The organism is Streptomyces sp. F63, assembly GCF_018070345.1.
In the GTDB taxonomy this organism is placed as follows: Bacteria; Actinomycetota; Actinomycetes; order Streptomycetales; family Streptomycetaceae; genus Streptomyces.
Window position 1 is genome coordinate 1 of record NZ_JAGPXX010000023.1, and the last position, 18119, is coordinate 18119.

At 75.1% G+C, this 18119-nt stretch carries 15 protein-coding genes and 1 pseudogene; 13 read left to right on the forward strand and 3 right to left on the reverse strand.

Annotated features, from left to right (window positions below):
* Positions 1-2440, forward strand: a 2440-nt coding sequence (locus tag KBZ10_RS20885; protein WP_210989212.1) for an IPT/TIG domain-containing protein, incomplete at its 5' end; no start/stop codon positions are given.
* Positions 2441-2627: 187 nt separating this feature from the next.
* Here KBZ10_RS20885 and KBZ10_RS20890 read toward each other — a convergent pair.
* Positions 2628-3554, reverse strand: coding sequence for an AraC family transcriptional regulator (locus KBZ10_RS20890; protein ID WP_210989213.1), 927 nt, complete (start codon positions 3552-3554; stop codon positions 2628-2630).
* A 261-nt stretch (positions 3555-3815) separates the two neighbouring features.
* On the opposite strand from KBZ10_RS20890, the gene KBZ10_RS20895 reads away from it, so the two are divergent.
* Both KBZ10_RS20895 and KBZ10_RS20900 read left to right on the forward strand, forming a co-directional pair.
* Entirely contained in the window at positions 3816-4166 is a 351-nt protein-coding gene (locus tag KBZ10_RS20895) for a hypothetical protein (RefSeq protein ID WP_307847532.1), read from the forward strand.
* 158 nt (positions 4167-4324) lie between these two features.
* Positions 4325-4888 carry a GNAT family N-acetyltransferase gene (locus KBZ10_RS20900; RefSeq protein WP_307847533.1) on the forward strand — a complete coding sequence of 188 codons (564 nt, stop codon included), beginning with the start codon at positions 4325-4327 and terminating at the stop codon, positions 4886-4888.
* Positions 4889-4921: 33 nt separating this feature from the next.
* Here KBZ10_RS20900 and KBZ10_RS20905 read toward each other — a convergent pair whose 3' ends face one another.
* On the reverse strand, positions 4922-5506 hold the full coding sequence (locus KBZ10_RS20905) for an ATP-binding protein (protein ID WP_307847534.1): 585 nt from the start codon (positions 5504-5506) through the stop codon (positions 4922-4924).
* A gap of 505 nt (positions 5507-6011) precedes the next feature.
* Here KBZ10_RS20905 and KBZ10_RS20910 point away from each other — a divergent pair.
* A complete protein-coding gene (locus tag KBZ10_RS20910) occupies positions 6012-6848 on the forward strand; it encodes a helix-turn-helix transcriptional regulator (RefSeq protein ID WP_210989215.1) in 837 nt (278 codons plus the stop codon).
* A complete protein-coding gene (locus tag KBZ10_RS20915) occupies positions 6845-7051 on the forward strand; it encodes a DUF397 domain-containing protein (RefSeq protein WP_210989216.1) in 207 nt (68 codons plus the stop codon). Before KBZ10_RS20910 ends, KBZ10_RS20915 begins: the two co-directional genes overlap by 4 nt.
* Positions 7052-7187: 136 nt before the next feature.
* On the opposite strand, the gene KBZ10_RS20920 is transcribed toward KBZ10_RS20915, so the two are convergent.
* Positions 7188-8648 carry an SGNH/GDSL hydrolase family protein gene (locus KBZ10_RS20920; protein ID WP_210989217.1) on the reverse strand — a complete coding sequence of 487 codons (1461 nt, stop codon included), beginning with the start codon at positions 8646-8648 and terminating at the stop codon, positions 7188-7190.
* Positions 8649-9399: 751 nt separating this feature from the next.
* Here KBZ10_RS20920 and KBZ10_RS20925 point away from each other — a divergent pair.
* From KBZ10_RS20925 to KBZ10_RS20960, 8 genes and pseudogenes are all read left to right on the forward strand, one after another.
* Positions 9400-10131: a D-glycero-alpha-D-manno-heptose-1,7-bisphosphate 7-phosphatase gene (locus KBZ10_RS20925; RefSeq protein ID WP_374223389.1), complete on the forward strand. Its 732-nt coding sequence runs from the start codon at positions 9400-9402 to the stop codon at positions 10129-10131.
* Positions 10131-11120 (forward strand): annotated as a pseudogene (locus KBZ10_RS20930) (glycosyltransferase family 9 protein); the annotation flags it as partial. The gene KBZ10_RS20925 and the pseudogene KBZ10_RS20930, both read left to right, overlap by 1 nt.
* A 407-nt stretch (positions 11121-11527) precedes the next feature.
* Entirely contained in the window at positions 11528-12493 is a 966-nt protein-coding gene (locus KBZ10_RS20935; protein WP_210989218.1) for a glycosyltransferase, read from the forward strand.
* Entirely contained in the window at positions 12490-13731 is a 1242-nt protein-coding gene (locus KBZ10_RS20940; RefSeq protein ID WP_210989219.1) for a glycosyltransferase, read from the forward strand. Before KBZ10_RS20935 ends, KBZ10_RS20940 begins: the two co-directional genes overlap by 4 nt.
* Positions 13732-13789: 58 nt before the next feature.
* Complete coding sequence (locus tag KBZ10_RS20945) at positions 13790-14524, forward strand: SIS domain-containing protein (protein ID WP_210989220.1); 735 nt, start codon at positions 13790-13792, stop codon at positions 14522-14524.
* Positions 14525-14618: 94 nt separating this feature from the next.
* Entirely contained in the window at positions 14619-16358 is a 1740-nt protein-coding gene (rfaE2, locus tag KBZ10_RS20950) for a D-glycero-beta-D-manno-heptose 1-phosphate adenylyltransferase (protein WP_210989221.1), read from the forward strand.
* Positions 16355-17410, forward strand: coding sequence for a glycosyltransferase family 9 protein (locus KBZ10_RS20955; RefSeq protein ID WP_210989222.1), 1056 nt, complete (start codon positions 16355-16357; stop codon positions 17408-17410). The genes rfaE2 and KBZ10_RS20955 overlap by 4 nt, the downstream gene beginning before the upstream one ends.
* Before the next feature lie 191 nt (positions 17411-17601).
* A complete protein-coding gene (locus KBZ10_RS20960; RefSeq protein ID WP_167466201.1) occupies positions 17602-17739 on the forward strand; it encodes a hypothetical protein in 138 nt (45 codons plus the stop codon).
* Positions 17740-18119 lie beyond the last annotated feature (380 nt).

An 18119-nucleotide genomic window follows, 5' to 3' on the forward strand; every position in this document is an offset into this window, starting at 1 on the left:
GGGCTTCGTGCCCGTCGCGGGTCCGCCTGCGGGTGGGACGACGGTGGAGATCACGGGTACGGACTTCGTGAACGTCTCGGATGTGACCGTGGCGGGTGTGCCGGTGACGTCGTTCATCGTGAACGATCCGACGAGCATCACGGCCGTGACGGCTGCGGCGCCGGCGGGGACCACCGGTCCCGTGTCGGTCACCACGCCGTCGGGCACCGGGAGTTCCACCGGCTCGTTCACCTATGTCGCCGTTCCGGCGGTGACCGGGTTCGTGCCGACGTCGGGTTCGCCGTTGGGCGGGACGTCGGTGGAGATCACGGGTACGGACTTCACCAACGTCACGGCTGTCACCATCGCGGGTCAGCCGGTGGCGTCGTACACGGTCAACTCTCCGACGAGCATCACAGCGGTGACGACTGCGGCCGCGGCGGGGACCACCGGTCCGGTGGCGGTGACGACGCTCAGCGGTACCGGGACGTCCTCCGCCTCGTTCACGTACCTCGCTGCTCCGGCGGTGACGGGCTTCGTGCCCGTCGCGGGTCCGCCTGCGGGTGGGACGACGGTGGAGATCACGGGTACGGACTTCGTGAACGTCTCGGATGTGACCGTGGCCGGGGTACCGGTGGCGTCGTTCATCGTGAACGATCCGACGAGTATCACGGCCGTGACGGCTGCGGCGCCGGCGGGGACGACCGGTCCGGTGTCGGTCACCACGCCGTCGGGCACCGGGAGTTCCACCGGCTCGTTCACCTATGTCGCCGTTCCGGCGGTGACCGGGTTCGTGCCGACGTCGGGTTCGCCGCTGGGCGGGACGTCGGTGGAGATCACGGGTACGGACTTCACCAACGTCACCGGTGTGACGGTGGCGGGTCAGCCGGTGGCGTCGTTCACGGTCAACTCCCCGACCAGCATCACGGCCGTCACCACCGCCGCTCCGGCGGGGACCACGGGCCCGGTGGCGGTGACGACGCTCAGCGGCACCGGGACGTCCACCGCCTCGTTCACCTACGTCGCCGCCCCGACCGTCAGCGGCTTCGCGCCGGCTGCCGGACCGGTCGGCGGCGGAACCACGGTGGCGATCACGGGTACGGACTTCGTGAACGTGGAGTCCGTCGTCATCGCCGGTGAGGAAGCCGCCTCGTTCACCGTCAACAGCCCGACCAGCATCACCGCCGTCACCAGCCCCGGAACCGCGGGTGCCTCGGGCCCGGTGACGGTGACCACGGCGTCCGGCAGCGGCAGTTCCGCCGCGTCGTTCACCTATGTCGCGGCGCCCGCCGTGACCGGGTTCGTGCCCACGTCGGGCACCACCGCGGGCGGCACCGTGGTGAGCATCACCGGCACCGACTTCACCGACGTGCAGTCGGTGAGCATCGGCGGCGTGCCGGTCGCGTCGTTCACCGTCAACAGCCCGACCAGCATCACCGCCGTCACGGCGCCGGGCGCCCTCGGCGCCAGTGGCCCGGTGACGGTGACGACGCTGTACGGCACCGGCAGCAGCACGGCCGTCTTCACGTACGTCACCGAACAGAGCACGACGACCGTGACCGTTGAGACCGTCCCCGCGTACTGCGGAGACGACGTCGTCATCATCGCGACGGTCACCTCGCCGAGCGGTCCGGTCACCACGGGCACCCTCACCTTCCTCGTCACGGAGAACGGGCCCATCCAGGTCCTCACCCCGAACGCGGCGGGTCAGGCCACCGCCACGTTCCCGGACCTGCCGGTGGGGCTCCACCACGTCGTGGTGGTCTACGAGCCCGCGGACGACGCCTACCTGAGCTCCGCCTCACCCGTGACGCCGTTCACCGTCAGCAAGGCGCCGAGCACCACCACGGTGGTCGCCGTCCCGAACCCGGCCGGCCCCACGGAGAGCGTGACGCTCACGGCCACCGTCGCCGGCCCTGCCGGCCATCCGAGCACGCCCACCGGCACGGTCACCTTCAGCGCCCCCGGCCTCGGTGTCCTCGGCACCGCCGAACTGGTCGGCGGCCAGGCGCAGATCAGCACCTCCGACCTTCCCGCCGGAACGACAACCGTCGTCACGGCGGACTACGAGGGCGACGGGTGCTTCGACACGTCCTCCGGGACAGTCAGTGTGACGATCACCCCGGTGGCACCCACCACGCTGACCGCGACACCCGCCACCATCCGGCTCCGCGCCAACGGGACCCTGCTCATCCGGAACGTGAGCGCCACCCTGACCAGCGGCGGAACGCCGGTGCCGGGGCAGACGATCACCTTCACCGCCAACACGACCAGCGGGCCCTACGTGCTCGGCACCGCGGTCACGGATGCCGCCGGCACGGCCACCCTGCCCGACACCCCGGTGCCGAACAGCGTCATCACGGCCACCACGTACCAGGCGGTGTTCGCCGGAACACCCGTCTACACCGGGTCGACGGCGACCGGAAGCATCGCCTTCCAGCCCTTCCCCCTCCTCCCCTGACCCTGCCCGCACGGGGCTGAGCGCAACGGCTCGGAGCTGAGCCCTCAGCCCCCCGATACCCACCCCTTCCACCGCGGGGCCGTGCCGGACCTTCTCCGGCACGGCCCCGCCGTCCGTCTCCGGACGGCCCGCTGCCGGGGAGCCCGGCCGCCGTCCCGGAGCACGCCCCCGGGAGCGGCTCGGCGGCTCAGACCACAGCTCCCCGCGCCGCCTCCGGCTTCTCCGGCCCCTCCACTCGCTCCGGTTCCACCGGGATCCACAACTCCGCGTCCGCCGTCGCCCCGTCCTCCGACAGCCGGGTCCGCAGCAGCTCCGGACCGGGCCGGCTCCGGTACGGGTTGGACGGGAACCACTGGGTGAACACGTCCCGCCACAGGTACTGCAGAGCCTGCGGGAACTCGCCCGAACTCTCGAAGACGGCCCACATCCCCGCAGGCACGGCCAGGGAATCCATCCCCTCCGGCACCTCGGCGCCGGAGTCCGTCACCACGGCGTGGTAGTAGTCGAGTTCGGTCCCTTCCACCCGCTCGCCGGGGTCGGCGGGCAGCCGGTCGCTGACCCCGACGATGCCGCGCGGCTCCTGGCCGCCCGGCAGCTCCTCCAGCCGCCGCAGCGTGTCCTTACCGATGCCGCGGATGAACGCGGCGATCTCCGGGTTCACCCCCGTGTGCACCAATGGCACCCGCGCCTTCTTCCCGACCACGGCGAACCCGCCCTTCTCCACGATCCGGTACCGCATGCTGCTGTTCCCTTCGACGATGAGGCGGAAGGACATCCGGGGCTGCGAGCTGAGCACCGCACCGGTCCGCCGGGCCTCGCCCGGCCCGACACCGTGCACGGCGCGGAACGCCCGGGCGAACGCCTCCCCGGAGCCGTAGCCGTAGCGCACGGCGACTTCGAGCAACGTGGCATCCCCGGCGAGCACTTCGGCACCCGCGACGGTCAGCCGCCGGCGCCGGATGTACTCGGACAACCCGATCCCCGCCAGCGCGGAGAACAGCCGCCGCAGGTGGTACTCCGACGTGGCCGCGATCCGCGCCAGCTCGGCCGACTCGATGGGCCGGTCGAGATGGCGCTCGATGTACTCCAGGGCCTGATTGAGCCGTTCCAGCACCGCCGGATCTCCTTCCCTCTGACACCGTTCACGCTAGGGAGGACCCACCGTGCCGCACCCGACATCCTGTGCCCGGTCCGGTCCGGTCCCGTCCGGTTCCGTCCCGTCAAGTCCGGCCCTCTCCGGCTCCGTCCGGCGCGGAACGACCCGCTCGGTTGAGAGGCGCACGCTCCGGCGCCGGGCACTGCGGACGCCGGCCGACCGGGCTGTATAGGCTCCTGGGGACCACATCAAGCCGTCGCGCGCCCGGAGTGAGGCCGAGTGAAGACGAGCACCGCACCCGCCTGGCCCCGCGCGGGACTGTCCCTGACGGTCAATCTCCTGCTGGGCATCCCCGCCGTCGTACCGGCCTTCCTGCTCTGGTACTTCGCCTCGAACTGGCCGCTCGCGGAACTCGGCTGGACCGATCGGGAGCCCACGGAGAACGACGGGGTCCTGCCCTGGGTGATGCTGGCCGTGCCGGTCATCAGCCTGTTCGGTCTGATCTGGGGCCTGGCCAACGCCCTTCTCCGGCGCTGGACTCCGCTGGCGCCCGGCGCGTACTGGCTGCTGAGCGCCGCGGCCACTGCGCTGCCCACGCTCACTCTCATCGTCATCAGCGCGGTCAGGTGATGACGAGACGCAGGAAATGCTGTGGCGTCCGGTTGGCGTCCCTCAGCCGGGCGACGAGACCAGGGCCGCCCGGGCGCCGGTTCCTCAGCCGTACCACCATGGGCTCGCGAAGCCGCCGACGCGGCGATCGGGTGCGAGTGCCGTGCAAGGATCGGCTGGTGAATACTTCCGTCACTCTTCAGGCGGTCGCGACGCCGGCCTCTCCCGCTCTCGTTCTCCGGCCCTGGCGCATGGAGGACGTGCCCGCATTGGTCGAGGTGTACCGGGATCCCGTGCTGCGCCGCTGGACGAGCCACGTCCCGGAGGGCGATGCCGACGGGGCACGCTGGGTCCGGGCCCAGGAGCGGGGCTGGGCGGCGGGGGACCGGTTCAGCTTTGCCGTCCTTGAGGCACCACCGGGCGCGTCCGCGGCACTGGCGGGCAACGTGGTTCTCAAACACATCGCCTCCGGGAAACCGGCGGCCGAGGTGGGCTACTGGACCGCACCGCACGTCCGCGGGCGGGGAGTGGCCCCGCGAGCTCTGGAGGCACTCACCGCCTGGGCCTTCAACTCCTTCGCAGCCGACGGACTGGAGCGCCTCGAACTCCTGCACCAGGTGGACAACCCCGCGTCGTGCAGGGTCGCGCAGAAGAGCGGATACGGCTTCGACAGCGTCCTGCCCGCGATGCCGCCGTCCTTCCCTGTGGACGGTCACCTGCACATACGACGCGCGAATGTCTGAAGGCACACACTCAAAGGGGCGGGCAGCCCAGGTCTACGCGAACGCTCTGCCGCCGTCGGCGTCACGACCGGCAGCGAACGGCAGTTCCGCCCAGACCGTCTTGCCCGGCCCGTCCCGACGCGGGGTCACCGCCCAGCGGACGGCGAGCCTTGAGACGAGGAAGAGGCCGCGGCCCGACTCGGCGCCAGGGGAGGGCAGTTCCGGTTCGTCCGTGGGCACGGGGCGTTCGGTGCGGGTGTCGCTCACCTCGATGCGCAGCACGTCGGCGGTCCGGCTGAGCCGTACCGCGAAGTCCCGTCCCGGCACCCGGCCGTGGCGCACGGCGTTCGCCGCCAGCTCCGCGGCGATCAGCGCCATGGTGCGGTTCGCCTCCGACTGGTACGGGTGCCCCCACTCGTCGAGCCACTGGGAGACGAGCAGCCGGGCCAGCCGGGCGCCGCGCGGCGTGGACGTGAACCGCATCCCGGCGGACCGCGCCCCCGCGACCGCCGTTGTTCGTTCCGGTGCCCCTGCCCGGGGCCGCCGCGCCCGTGCGCGGGTGGACGGCGAGCCGGGGGAGCGGACGACCGGGGGCGGCGTGCTCATTTCCCCGTGGGAGACGGGTGTTTCCTGTGTCATGCCGACGAGGCTGTCCCTTCGCACCCGCTCTGACCAGCAGCGACGATGCGACGTACAGCCCTGTACCGGTGACCGGGGCCGCTGTCGGATCCGCCCGGGAGGGCCCGGGGGCCCGGCGGGAAGCCGGAGATCCGCCGATCGCTCCGCGACGCCCACCGGTTTCCACCGCATGGGGCGAGGACTCCGCGCGCCCGGACGGACCCCCGGGACGCTGCCGTGACTCAAGGAGCTTGACGCAGCGGCAAGTTCGGATCCTTCGGACGGGTGAGGTTCCGGCAGTTCCGGCCGATCGGCCTTCCGATGTGCATAACGTGACCGCGCGACCGCAGGGACGGACGGTTACCGACAGGTGCGCGGAGTGGGCGGCGATGACGGCCGGGAGCGAGTGCGGAAACGCGGAATCGGTTACGGGTGACCGAACCGTGGCGGTCGGCGGTCAGTCAGCGCTGACCGAACCGTGGCGGTCGGCGGTCAGTCAGCGCACATACGCACTGGAGGTACACGCATGGCTGCTACGGGACGGCCGGAACTCCCGGACGGCGACGGAACCGGCTCCTTCCTCAGGAGCTTCGGCACCCAGATCCGGGTACTCCGCACCCGGGCCGGACTCACCCAGGCCGAGCTGGGTCAGCAGATGAAGTACGGGGAGGACTTGATCTCCTCGGTGGAGCAGGGACGGCGCATCGCGCGGCCCGAGTTCATCGACAAGGCGGACGAGGTGCTCGACGGGGGCGGGCTGCTGACGGCGATGAAGGGAGAGGTGCTGCGGGCACGGTACCCGGCATACTTCCGTGACGCGGCGAAGATCGAGGCCGGAGCCGTGGAGCTGAATGCCTATGACTGCCAGGTGATGAACGGCCTGTTGCAGACGGAGGAGTACGCGCGTGCCGTGCTCACGATGTACCGCCCGCCGGTGGACGAACAACTCATCGAACAGCGGGTGGGCGCCCGCATGGAGAGGCAGGAGATCTTCTCCCGGCGCCCGGTGCCGCTGCTGAGTTTCGTCATCGAGGAGGTCGTGCTGCGCCGTCCCATCGGCGGTCGGGACGTCCTTCGCGGCCAACTCGAACAGCTGCTGGTGCTCGGGCAGATGCGGCATGTGGTGATCCAGGTCATGCCGACGGACCGGTCCGACCACGCCGGTCTGGACGGCCCGTTCACCCTGATGGAGACGACCGACGGGCAGAGGATCGCCTACGTGGAGGTCCAGGACACGAGCCGGCTCCATACCGACCGGAAAACCGTCCACGCGCTCGAAGCACGGTATGGAATCATCCGGGCGCAGGCTCTCACCCCGGACGATTCGCTGGCCTTCATTACGAAGCTGTTGGGAGAAGCATGAGCGCTGAGAAGAGCACCGAGCCCATAGGTACGCCGATTTGGCGGAAGAGCAGTTACAGCGGCAGCGGAGGCGGCCAATGCGTCGAGGTGGCCGTCGGCCCCGGCGCCGTGCGGGTCCGCGACTCCAAGGACAGGAGGGGACCCGTGCTCGCGGTCGCGGCCGACGAGTGGTCCGCCTTCGTGGAGTTCGCCGCCCGCCGCTGAACCACGGGCGTGACGATGCCGCCGGTACCGGCCCGGCCTGGTACCGGCGGCATCGTGGGTCTGCCCGGGTGATCCGTGGCTGCGCTGCCCCGAATTCGGCTTCACGCGGCCGCGACGGCGATTCCGGGCAGCCGGCCTACGACGGCCGGCCGGCACCCGGGGTGCGGTCGCGGGCGGCCGCGAGGAGCATGTCCAGGTCCACCGCCTCCGCCATGGCGCGGGTGCCCGCGTCGTTGGGGTGGAGGTGGTCGCCGCTGTCGTAGGCCGGGTCGAGCGTCAGCGGGTCGTCGGGGGAGGCGGTGGCCGCGGCGAAGTCGATGACGCCGTCGAACGCGCCCGAGGTGCGGATCCAGTCGTTCACCGCGTCCCAGACGGCCTGGCGGCGCTCCGTCCAGATGAACGAGCCCGCCATGGGCAGCAGCGTCCCGCCGTGGACCTGCACGCCGTGGCGGTGACCCTCCTCGATGAACGCCTTGTAGCCGGCGATGAGTTCGTCCGCCGTGGCGTCGTAGCCGATGTCGTTGATGCCCTCCATCAGGATGACCGAGCGGACGCCGCTCTGCGTGAACGCGTCGCGCTCCATCCGCGAAAGACCGGAGACGCCGTAGTACGGCTCGCCCTCGCGGTCGGCGATCAGGCGGTTGCCGCCCAGGCCCGCGTTGACCACCGACAGCGTCGGGCCTGTGCGGACCTGGAAGCGGCGGGCCAGGTGGTCGGGGTAGCGCTGGTTGGCGTTGCCCGTGGTGCTCGCCGTGTCGGTGATCGAGTCGCCGAAGGCCACCACCGAGCCGATCGTGCGGTGGTCGGCCCGCACGTCCACGCCGCTGACGAGCATCCAGCACGGGGTGTCCGCGTAGCCGTCGCCGGAGGGATCCGCCGTCTTGTCTCCGTCGGCCAGGTGGTTGCCCTGCGCGGTGAACGGGTGGTTGGTGACGGGGCCGGTCGCCTTGTCGACATGGACACTCACGAGAAGGGTGGACAGGGCTCGTACGGGCAGCCGGACCGGGTCGCTGAACCGTTCCTCGCCCGCGGCGAGGGTGGTGGCCTCGCGGCCGCCGAAAGTCAGGGTGCGCAGGGTGCCGGGGACGGCGCCGGCCCCCTCGTCCTGGAGGGCGACGGTCGCCTTGCCGACCGCGACGGGCTGCGTCCCGAACGTGTTGGTGATCCGCACCCGGACGCTGCTGCCGCCGCCCTTGACGAACAGGACGTTGCGGACCGTCTGGTCCTCCAGGCCCTTGCCGGCCGGGCAGTCGCTCCAGGGGATGTCGCTGCCGGCCACTTGGCTCGCGCCCCAGGCGGCGACCCAGCCGCGGCTCGTGCCCGGCCCGGTCCGGCCGTCGGTGTGGCCGGTGGGGTGGCCGGTGGGGTGGGTGCCATGGGCGGCGGCGGGCCGGGTGGCGGCCGGGGCCAGTGCCATCGCCAGGGCGAGGACGGCGGCGGTGGCCAGGGGGCGGAGCAGGCGGCCGCAAGCGGGAGCCGGGGTTCGCCGGGCGGCGGGCTCGGCCCGGCCGGGCCCGGTTTCCCCCGCGCGGAATCTCCGGCGTGGTCTCCGTTCCGGGCCGCGGGGTGAGGGGGCGGAGCGGGTGGGGGAGTTCATGGGGGTCCTCCTCGGCGGGGTGGCGCAGGGGTGCGGGGCGGTGCCGTGCCGGGTGGTGCGGGGCCGGGCGACCGGGGTGCCGCCCGCGACAACGTTGTCTGGGGTGCTCCTGCTGCCGTCCTGACACGACGGTGTTGGGGTTGCCGGTGCTCTTCCTCGGGGTGCGATTGACCCCGGGTCGTCAACACACGCCGGAACACGGCGTGTTGGTGTGGCCAGATGCAAGCACCGATCCGATCGGGCGGTCAAGGTGACGGCAGGACGGCAGGACGGCAGGACGGCAGGACGGCGCGGGCTCCGGTACGGGCCCCGGTACGGGGTCCGGTGCGGCGGCGGAAGGCGCCGCCGTCGTGCCGTGAGGCCGCACCGCCGTGCCGCGGTCCGGCCGCCCGGCGTAACGCCGCGTCCCGCCCGCACCGCCGCGTCTCGCGCGTACGCCGGATCTGTGCCGGACCGCGCTCCGCGGAGCTCGCGCCCCGCCGTAGCGCCGTTCGTCCGGGACCGGCGGCCCGGGACCTCTCGCATCACCGCCCGGCCGGGCCGTACCCGAACGCGGCACGGTGGCCCGCAGCGGTCTCCGGGAACGGCGCGGTGTTCCGGGCGCGCCGGCCGGGCGCGGAAGGGCACCTGTCCGGAACTGAACCCAGTCACTGTCGTGACCAGGAACGACGGACAGAGCGATCCGGCCACAGTGACTCTTCGTGGCGTTTCCTCGTGTTTGTGAAGCGGCTCCCGGGTTACCCGCGCCGTCGTGCCGATCATCACCATCCCCCCCGCAGCCCCGGCGCTCTCCGAGGGCCCGTGGCTGTTCGCACCGGGCGCGCCGCAGCGCACCCCTCGCGCGCCCGCGGGCGCCACGCGAGCCGTTCTGTTCGACCGCGACGGCACGCTCGTCGAGGACGTCCCGTACAACGGCGACCCCACGCTCGTCCGGCTGATGCCGCACGCCCGCGAGGCGCTGGAGGCGGTACGGGCCCACGGAGCGGCCGTCGGCGTGGTGAGCAACCAGTCCGGCGTGGCCCGGGGGCTGCTCACCCGGGAGCAGGTCGTGGCCGTGCGGCGGCGCGTCGAGGAACTCCTCGGCCCCTTCGGGGTGTGGGCCGTCTGCCCGCACGGGCCCGGCGACGGCTGCGGCTGCCGGAAGCCGGCGCCCGGGCTGGTGCTCGCCGCCTGCGCGCGGCTCGGCGTGGCACCGGAGGAGGCGGTGGTCATCGGCGACATCGGCGCCGATCTCGGCGCGGCCCGCGCGGCCGGGGCCCGGGGCGTTCTGGTGCCCACGCCCGTGACCCGCGCCGAGGAGGTCGACGCGGCCCCCGAGCGCGCCGCCGACCTGCTGGCGGCGGTGCGCGCGGCCCTCGGCCACCGGCCCGCCGGGCCGGGCGGTCCGTCCGGAGCGGAGCGCCCGTCGCGAGGGCACCTGCCGTCCGGCGAGGACGGCCCCTCCCGGGGGCACCGCCCGCCCGGCGAAGGGGGCGCCGCGTGATACGCACCCTGGTCGTCCGTCTCGACAGCGCCGGAGACGTCCTGCTCGCGGGGCCGGCCGTCCGTGCCGCCGCGCACGGCTCCTCGTGCACCGCGATGCTCTGCGGACCGCAGGGCGAACAGGCCGCGCGGCTGCTGCCCGGCGTCGACGACGTCCTGGTGTACGACGCGCCGTGGGTCGGTCTGGAGCCGCCGCCGGTGCGCCGGGGCGACCACGAGGCGCTGATCGACGCCGTGTCGGCGGGACGCTTCGACCGGGCGCTGATCCTGGCCTCCTACCACCAGAGCCCGCTGCCGATCGCGCTGCTGCTGCGCATGGCCGGTGTGCGCTGGATCGCCGCCGACAGCGAGCACTACCCCGGATCGCTGCTCGATCTGCGCCACCGGCGCGCACCCGCCCAGCACGAGGCGCGGGCCGCGCTGGCGCTCGCCGAGGCGGCCGGTTTCGCCCTGCCGCCCGGCGACGACGGGACCCTGCGGGTGTGCGGCGCGGCGGACACCACGCACCTCACCGGTGCGGACCCGTATCTGGTGGTCCACCCCGGAGCCGCGGTGCCGGCCCGCGCCTGGAGCCCCGAGCGGGCCGCGCGCGCGGTGGCCGCCCTCGACGCGGCCGGGCACCGGGTCGTCGTCACCGGCGGTCCGGGGGAGAAGGAGCTCACCGCCGCCGTCGCGGGGGAGTGCGGGCTCGACCTCGGTGGCCGCACGGACCTGCGGGAGCTGGCCGGTGTCCTGTCCCGCGCCCGGGCGGTCGTCACCGGCAACACCGGGCCCTCCCATCTGGCGGCGGCCGTCGGCGCGCCCGTCGTCAGCCTCTTCGCACCGGTCGTGCCCGCCGAGCGCTGGGCCCCGTACCGGGTGCCGCAAGTGCTGCTGGGACGGCAGGACGCGCCCTGCGCCGGGACCAGGGCCCGTGAGTGCCCCGTACCGGGGCATCCGTGTCTGGACTCGGTGACGGACACCGAACTGCTCTCTGCGGTGGACGTGTTGGTGGACGTGTCGAGAGAACGCCCGGCGCCGTACGGGCCGTCCGCGGCCGACCCCGGGCCTGCGGCTGACCCCGGGCCTGCGGCTGACCCCGATGAGCCCGTGGCCGCCCCCGGGCCTGCGGCCGCCTCTGAGCCCGCGGCTGACCCCGAGCTGGTGGCCGCCCACGGGCCGGACGCCGCAACCGGGCCGGACGCCGCCCCGGAACCGGAAGCCCTGTCCGAACCGGACGCCGCGCCCGGCCCCGAAGCCGCGCCCGGCCCCGAAGCCGCCGCCGCGCCCGGCCCCGCCCCGTCCCGCGATTCCGCGGTGCCCGCCGCACCGGCCGCACCGCCGCAGCCCACGGCGCCGGCCGCCTGCCCGGCCGGGCAGGCCGCACCGGCCACCGGAGACCCGGAGTGGAGGACCGCATGAACATCCTGCTCTGGCATGTGCACGGCTCCTGGACGACGGCGTTCGTCCAGGGCCCGCACACCTATCTGGTGCCCGTCCTGCCCGGCCGCGGCCCCGACGGCCTCGGCCGGGCCCGCACCTGGACCTGGCCGGACTCCGTCCTCGAACGCACCCCGGAGCAGCTGCGCGACGAGCCCGTGGACCTCGTCGTCCTGCAGCGGCCGCACGAGGCGGAGCTGGCCGAGCGCTGGCTCGGCGGGCGGCGGCCCGGCCGGGACGTCCCCGCCGTCTACCTGGAACACAACGCGCCCGACGGCGACGCCCCCCACACCCGCCACCCCGCCGCCGGCCGGGACGACCTGACCCTCGTCCACGTCACGCACTTCAACCGGCTGTTCTGGGACAACGGCTCCACCCGCACCGCCGTGATCGAACACGGCATCGTCGACCCCGGGCACCTCTACACCGGAGAGATCGCACGCGCGGCCGTCGTCGTCAACGAGCCCGTCCGCCGCGGCCGCACCACCGGCACCGACCTGCTGCCGGACCTGAGCGCCGACGCGCCTCTCGACGTCTTCGGCATGCGCACCGAAGGGCTCCCCGCGCACCTCCGGCTGGACGAGGAGCGCTGCCGGGTCCGGGACCTCCCGCAGAGCGAACTGCACACCGCCATGGCACGGCGGCGCCTCTACCTCCACCCGATCCGCTGGACCTCCCTCGGGCTCTCCCTGCTGGAGGCCATGCACCTCGGGATGCCGGTGGTCGCCCTCGCCACCACCGAGGCGGTCGAGGCCGTCCCCGCCGGGGCCGGGGTCGTCTCGACCCGGCCGGAGGAACTGGCCCGCGCCGCCCGCGCGTATCTCGACGACCCCGCGGCGGCCGCCGCGGACGGGGCACGCGCCCGCACCGCGGCTCTCGAACGCTACGGGCTCAAACGGTTCCTGAGCGACTGGGAGCACCTGATCGAGGAGGTCACCCGATGACGGTCACCGTCCGGAACGGCGCCCTCGCCATCGCGCTCATATCCGAGCACGCCAGCCCGCTGGCCGTCCTCGGCGGAGTTGACGCGGGCGGCCAGAACGTCCATGTGGCGCACCTCGCCGGCGCCCTCGCCGACCGCGGCCACCGGGTCACCGTCTACACCCGGCGCGACGCGCCCGGCCTGCCCGGCCGCGTGCCGCTGCGCGCCGGCGTCGAGGTGCGCCACGTCCCCGCCGGGCCCGCCCGGGAGATCCCCAAGGACGAACTGCTGCCGTACATGCCGGAGTTCGGCCGTCATCTCGCCCGGGAGTGGGAACTCGCGCCGCCCGATCTGGCGCACTCGCACTTCTGGATGTCCGGACTGGCCACGCTCCAGGCCGCGCGGGAAACCGGTGTGCCGGTCGCCCACACGTACCACGCCCTCGGCGCCGTCAAAAGGCGCCACCAGGGCAGCGCCGACACCAGCCCGCCGGGGCGGGTCCTGATGGAGACGGAGATCGGCGAGAGCAGTGACCGGATCATCGCCACCTGCCGCGACGAGGTCGCCGAACTGACCGCCCTGGGCGTCCCCGCCGGGCGCATCTCCGTGGTCCCCTGCGGGGTCGACACCGAGCGGTTCACCCCGGACGGCCCCGCCGCGCCCCGCGGACCGCTGCCGCACCGGCTGCTGCAGATCGGGCGGCTCGTCCCGCGCAAGGGCGCCGCCGTCTCCATCGCCGCGCTCGCCCTGCTGCCCGGCGCCGAACTCGTCATCGCGGGCGGCCCGTCCCCGGACCGCATCGGCGCCGACCCGGAGGTGCGCCGGCTGCGCGCGCTGGCCCGCGAGGCGGGTGTGGCCGACCGGGTGCGCTTCACCGGCGGAGTGCAGCCGGAGGACGTGCCCGCGCTGCTGCGCGGCGCCGACCTCGTCCTCTGCCCGGCCGACTACGAGCCGTTCGGCATCGTGCCGCTGGAGGCCATGGCCTGCGGAACCCCCGTCGTGGCCAGCGCGGTCGGCGGCCAGATGGACTCCGTGGCCGACCCGGGCACCGGGCGGCTCGTCCCGCCGGGCGACCCGGCGGCCCTCGCGGCCGCCGCCTCCGCACTGCTGCGCAACCACGAGGCGCGTGCGGCATGCGGGCTCGCAGGACGCCGCCGCACCCTTCTCCGCTACGGCTGGAACCGGATCGCCGCCGCCACCGAGACCGTCTACCGGGACGTGCTCGCCCTGCGTCCCGCCGCCGTCACCGGAGCGGCCTGAACCGCGCCGCCCCCACGGCCGCGCCACCGAACTCTTGTTCCTCTGGGAGGACGAACGCATGACGGACACGCTGCGCGCAGCACACGAGCACTGCCAGTCGCTCCAGGACGCCCTCGGCCGCCTCCGCGACCGGGACCTCGGCCTGATCACCGCCTGGGGCGAACACCTCGCCGCCGTCCTCCCCGTGGGCGGCCGGCTGCTCGCCGCGGGCAACGGCGGCAGCGCCGCACAGGCCCAGCACCTCACCGCGGAACTCGTCGGCCGCTTCCAGCGGGAACGACCGGCGTACTCGGCGATCGCCCTGCACGCCGAGACGTCCACCGTCACCGCCATCGGCAACGACTACGGCTTCGACGAGCTGTACGCGCGCCAGGTCGCCGCGCACGGACGGCCGGGCGACGTCCTCGTCCTCATGTCGACGTCCGGGCGCAGCTCCAATCTGCTCGCCGCCGCCGGCACCGCCCGCGCCGCCGGACTCCGGGTGTGGGCGATGACCGGCCCCCGGCCCAACCCCCTCGCGTCCCGGGCCGACGAGACACTGTGCATCGACGCGGACACCACCGCCACCGTGCAGGAGGCCCACCTGGTGGCGCTGCACCTGCTGTGCGCGGCCTTCGACTCGGCCGCGGCGGTGCCGGCGACCGCGGCCGCGGCCGGGGTGCCCGCCGACCCGGACCCCGCGTCCCGCGCCGCCCGGAACGGACACGCGAACGGACACGCGAACGGACACGTGAACGGACACGTGAACGGCGTGCGGACCGCGGCCGTCCACCCCTGGCGGGACATCGCGTGAGGGCCGCCGCCCGCGGCGCCGCGGCCGGCCGGACCCCACCCGGAGCGGCGCCCCCCGCCGCGCCGGACCCGCACAGCCCAGCTGCGAGGTGATCATGAACCACCGTCCCCCTCTCGTCGTCGTCGGTGACGTCCTGCTCGACCGGGACATCGACGGCACCGCCGAGCGGCTGGCGCCCGACGCTCCCGCGCCCGTCGTGGACGTCGCCGACGACCGCAGCCGCCCCGGCGGCGCCGGACTGGCCGCCGTCCTCGCCGCGGCGGACGGGCGCGAGGTCGTGCTCGTCACGGCCCTCGGCGACGATCCGGCGAGCCGCACCGTCCGTGCCGCGCTCGCCCCGCGCGTGCGGCTCGTCGAACTGCCGCTGCACGGCACCCTCCCCGAGAAGATCCGGATTCGCGCCGACGGCCGTCCGCTGGTCCGCATCGACCGGGGCGGCGGCAGCCCGGGCGAGCCGGATGACGCCGCACGGGCCGCGCTGCGCGCGGCGGGCGCGGTCCTCGTCGCCGACTACGGGCGCGGCACGGCCACCGCCCTGCGGCCGTACCTCGCCGAGGCCGCGCGGCGCGTACCGCTGGTGTGGGACCCGCATCCGCGCGGGGACGAGCCGGTGCCCGGCGCCCGGCTGGCCACCCCCAACGCCGCCGAGGCCCGCGCCCTGGCGCCCGGCGGGGCGGACCCCGGCCCGGGTGGCGCACTGCCAACCGCGCTCCAGGGCAACGCGGTCAACGGTACGGAAGCCGGTGCGGACGGCGGGGACGAGCCGGTGCCCGGCGCCCGGCCGGCCACCCCCGACGCCGCCGAGGCCCGCGCCCTGGCGCCCGGCGGGGCGCCGGGTCCCGGCCCGGACGGGCGTACAGCCGCGGCTCACCGCCCGCGAGGTGACGGCACGGACGGCCCGGACACCGGCCCGGACTCCGCCGACCCCGCCGCCGGGAGCACGGCCGGCCGCGAGACCACCGGGTACACCGTGACCGGACACGCCACCACCGGCCGCACCGCCACGGCCCCCGGCGGCGACTCCCTCCGCACCCACGGTCTTCGCGGCGCCCGTCTCGCCGAACGCTGGCGGGCCGCCACGGTGGCCGTCACGCTCGGCGCCCGCGGAGCCCTGCTGACCCGCCCCGGCAGCGACAGCCCGATGCTCGTCCCGGCACCGCAGACCTCCGGCGGCGACCCGTGCGGGGCCGGCGACCGCTTCGCGGCGGCGGCCGCCGCCGCGCTGGCCGACGGCGCCCTTCCCGAGGAGGCCGTGCAGCGCGCGGTCGCCGAGGCCGCCGGGTTCGTCGCCGCCGGCGGCGCCGGAAACCCCGCGCTCTGGCGCGGCCGCCCGGCCGCCGCCCACCGGCCCGGCGGTCCGGACGACCCGTTCGCGCTCGCCGAGTCCGTACGCGCCCGCGGCGGCACCGTCGTCGCCACCGGCGGCTGCTTCGACCTGCTGCACGCCGGGCACGTCGGTCTGCTGGAGAACGCCCGGCGCGTCGGCGACTGCCTCATCGTCTGCGTCAACTCCGACGACTCCGTCCGCCGCCTCAAGGGCCCCGGACGGCCGCTCAACCACCAGGCCGACCGGGTCCGCGTCCTGGCCGGGCTGGGCTGCGTGGACGCGGTGGCCGTGTTCGACGAGGACACACCCGAGGAACTGCTGCGCGCCCTGCGCCCCGACCTCTGGGTCAAGGGCGGGGACTACAGCGTCGAGGCACTCCCCGAGGCGCCCGTCCTGCGCGGGTGGGGCGGGCAGGCCCTCGTCCTGCCCTACCTGGACGGCCGCTCCACCACCGAGATCGCACGGCGCGCCGCACTCGCGCCCTCATCCCCGGGAGCCGCCGGATGACCTCCCGCGACATCATCGACATCACCGCACCGCCCGGCACCCCGTCCCTGCTGGTGCTGCGTGCCCTGGGACTCGGGGACCTGCTGACGGCCGTGCCCGCCCTGCGCGCCCTGCGTCGCGCCCACCCGGCGCACGAACTGGTGCTCGCCGCGCCGGCCCGGCTCGCCGAGGCCGCCTTCGCCACCGGCGCCGTCGACCGCCTGCTGCCCGCCGCCGCGCCCGGGCGCACGGTGCCCGAACGTCTCGCGTGGACGGGCCCGCCCCCCGGCATCGCCGTCGACCTGCACGGCAACGGACCCGCCAGCCACCGGCCGCTGCAGGCCCTGAACCCGGGCCGGCTGATGGCGTACGCGCACCCCGGCACCGCCGGCGGGCCGGAATGGCGGGACGACGAACACGAACGCGCCCGCTGGTGCCGGCTCCTGGAGTGGTACGGCATCCCCGCCGACCCGGACGACCTGCGGATCCCCCTCCCCGGCAGACCCTCGCCGGCGCCCGGGGCCGTGGTCCTCCACCCCGGCGCGGACGCCGGCGCGCGCTGCTGGCCCGCCGACCGGTACGGGGCCGTGGCGCGCGCCCTGCGCGAGGCCGGGCAGCGCGTGGTCGTCACCGCCGGAGCGGGCGAGGGAGCGCTCGCCCGCTCGGTCGCGGCCCGCGCGGGACTGCCCGCCTCCGCCGTGCTGGGCGGCGACGCCGACGTGCCGTTCCCGGACCTGGCCGCGCTCGTGGCGCGGGCCCGCGCGGTCGTCGTCGGCGACACCGGCCTGGCACACCTGGCGACGGCGCTGGGCACCCCGTCCGTCGTGCTGTTCGGTCCCGTCGCCCCGCGGCTGTGGGGCCCGCCGGCCGACCCGCGCCACCGGGTGCTGTGGCACCCCGACGGCCCCGGCGCCCGGCCCGGCGACGCCCACGGGCGGCGGCCCGACGAGCGGCTGCTGCGCATCTCGGCCGAAGAGGTCCTGGCGGCCCTGGCGGCGCTGCCCGACCGCGCGGCGAGCCCGCCGCCCGGCGGCGGGGACCGGCCCCCGGCCGCCGCGGCACCCGCGGTTTGAGGGGCGGGCGGCGGCGGACGACGGGCGGCCGGCCGGCCGGGCGGCCGTCGTGAAACCGCCGTTTCGGGGCACCTGCACCCAGGGGCACACCGCCACCGGACCGGACCGCCGGCCCCGCCGGAGCCCCGGCCGCCACGGCGTCCCCCACCGGCCTCGGGCATCCGGGCCGGCGAACGGAAGGAGACCGGACGATGAGCGACACCTACACCACCCCCTCCCAGGCCGAGGGCGACCGGGACGACGACCCGCTCGAGCAGCAGCACGAGATGACACCGCGCACCACGCCCTCCCAGGCGGAAGGCGAACGGGACGACGAGGACGAGGAGTGACGGAGGCGCACCGGCCCCCCGGGCGACGGACCGGGCCGCCCGGGACCGGCAGCGGGCCGCCCGGTCCGGCGTGCCCGCCCGGCCCGTGCTGACCGCGGCGGCCGCCGCCCGGCGGTTCCGCCTCCTCCGCACCCCGGACGGGCTCCTGTGGAGGCCGAGCCGTGCTGCGCATGCCGCTGATGGACTGGCACACCGCGCGCGCCCGCACCGAACTCGGCAACTCGGCTGACACTCGGCTGACAGCCCCGGCGCTCGGCGGAGGAGACCATCGAGGAGTCCGCCGCTGCCGCCGCCGCACTGCGCTGCGGCGGCTGCCGCGCCCGCGAGTTCGCCCCCGGTCCGCGAGTTCGCCACCGGTCCGGGGGAACGCACGTGACGCC

Coding starts and splice junctions, on each gene's coding strand:
- KBZ10_RS20905 (WP_307847534.1), bottom strand. CDS start 5,506: ATGACACAGGAAACACCCGTCTCCCACGGGGAAATGAGCACGCCGCCC.
- KBZ10_RS20915 (WP_210989216.1), top strand. CDS start 6,845: ATGAGCGCTGAGAAGAGCACCGAGCCCATAGGTACGCCGATTTGGCGG.
- KBZ10_RS20935 (WP_210989218.1), top strand. CDS start 11,528: ATGAACATCCTGCTCTGGCATGTGCACGGCTCCTGGACGACGGCGTTC.
- KBZ10_RS20955 (WP_210989222.1), top strand. CDS start 16,355: ATGACCTCCCGCGACATCATCGACATCACCGCACCGCCCGGCACCCCG.
- rfaE2 (WP_210989221.1), top strand. CDS start 14,619: ATGAACCACCGTCCCCCTCTCGTCGTCGTCGGTGACGTCCTGCTCGAC.
- KBZ10_RS20940 (WP_210989219.1), top strand. CDS start 12,490: ATGACGGTCACCGTCCGGAACGGCGCCCTCGCCATCGCGCTCATATCC.
- KBZ10_RS20960 (WP_167466201.1), top strand. CDS start 17,602: ATGAGCGACACCTACACCACCCCCTCCCAGGCCGAGGGCGACCGGGAC.
- KBZ10_RS20945 (WP_210989220.1), top strand. CDS start 13,790: ATGACGGACACGCTGCGCGCAGCACACGAGCACTGCCAGTCGCTCCAG.
- KBZ10_RS20920 (WP_210989217.1), bottom strand. CDS start 8,648: ATGAACTCCCCCACCCGCTCCGCCCCCTCACCCCGCGGCCCGGAACGG.
- KBZ10_RS20910 (WP_210989215.1), top strand. CDS start 6,012: ATGGCTGCTACGGGACGGCCGGAACTCCCGGACGGCGACGGAACCGGC.